General features: G+C 40.0%; 1 protein-coding gene. It reads left to right on the top strand.

Annotation, left to right across the window (positions count from 1 at the left end):
• Positions 1-1,502, top strand: a 1,502-nt coding sequence (locus ACR1PO_RS22435) for an RHS repeat domain-containing protein (protein WP_491701022.1), incomplete at both ends; no start/stop codon positions are given.

The raw sequence follows: 1,502 nt of genomic DNA on the forward strand, positions 1-1,502 counted from the left end.
AAGTTTGAATATTCTGCCAATATAGGAAATGATGTCTACAAATTTGTTCCTGCAACGGTATGGGAAAACGGAGCCACTAAAACGACTTTAACGGTATCTGCGTATAGTGAGGCCAATCAACTCTACAGGAATATGGTCACAGATGAAGACGGGAACAGGACCTATGAGTATAAAAACGGACAGGGCCAAACTATTTTGGTAAGGAAAATGATTTCTGATACAGAATATGCAGACACCTATTATGTATATAATGAATATGACCAGCTGGCTTTTGTTATTCCTCCCAAGGCTGTTAATCAGAGTCTGACAGACGACCTGCTTAATGCTCTTTGCTACCAGTACCGCTATGACGGAAGAGGCCGTTTAGTGGAGAAAAAGCTTCCTGGTAAGGGCTGGGAATATATGGTATATAATAAAGCTGACCGGCTTATCCTGACCCAGGATACCGAGCTTAAAGGAAAAGGACAATGGCTTTTCACTAAATATGACCAGTTTGGAAGAGTCATTTATACTGGAATAACAAGCAGTACCTCCAGCAGGGTGTCAATGCAAAACAGTGCCAATATCAATGTTAATTTGTATGAAACCAGAACTGCTACAGCTGGTTTGACTTTAAACGGTATGCCTGTATATTATACTAAGGTTTCTACTCCTACCAATGTTACCCAGGTTTTAAGCGTTAATTATTATGACACTTATCCTCCGGGTTCATCTGCAGTTACCAATGTATTTGCCCAGCCTCTTCTTACGGATAATCCGGCTAATGCACAAACTACCAAAGGACTGCTTACCGCTTCCTATATTAAAAATATAGAAGATGATCAGTGGACGAAGAATTTTATCTGGTATGATACCAAAGGAAGAAACATTGGTTCCAGAAGCAACAACCATTTGGGTGGCTATACTGTAGTAAACAATAAGCTTGATTTTGCCGGGGCAGTCCTTCAAACCAATACTTACCATAAGAGAGCTGCTGCAGATCCCGAAAAGCTTATCGTAGAAAAATTCACCTATGATTCCCAGAACAGGCTTCTGACCCACACCCACCAGGTTGGCAGCAACCCTGTGGAATACCTTGCCCAGAATAAATACAATGAAATTTCCCAGCTGGAATCCAAGAAAGTAGGAGGAACCGCTGCTGCATCTCCATTGCAGACCATTGCTTACCAATATAATATCAGGGGCTGGATGACCAAAATGAATGATCCTGCCAACCTGAACGGAAAGTTATTTGGATATGAGATAAAGTATACCAATCCTGTGTATACTAATACCTCACCAGGAAGATTTAATGGAAATATCGCTGAGATTGATTGGAATATTTCCAGTGCAGAGGGATTGAAAAGATACAATTACCAGTATGATCCTTTAAACAGGATGTTAAAAGGAGTATATTCCGAGCCCAATTCTTCTGTAGCCCAGAATAATTATTTTAATGAAGAGCTTACTTATGATCTCAATGGAAATATTAAAACCTTAAAAAGATTTTCAGTGCCTGTTTC

Source organism: Chryseobacterium amylolyticum (assembly GCF_051011775.1).
Lineage (GTDB): Bacteria > Bacteroidota > Bacteroidia > Flavobacteriales > Weeksellaceae > Chryseobacterium.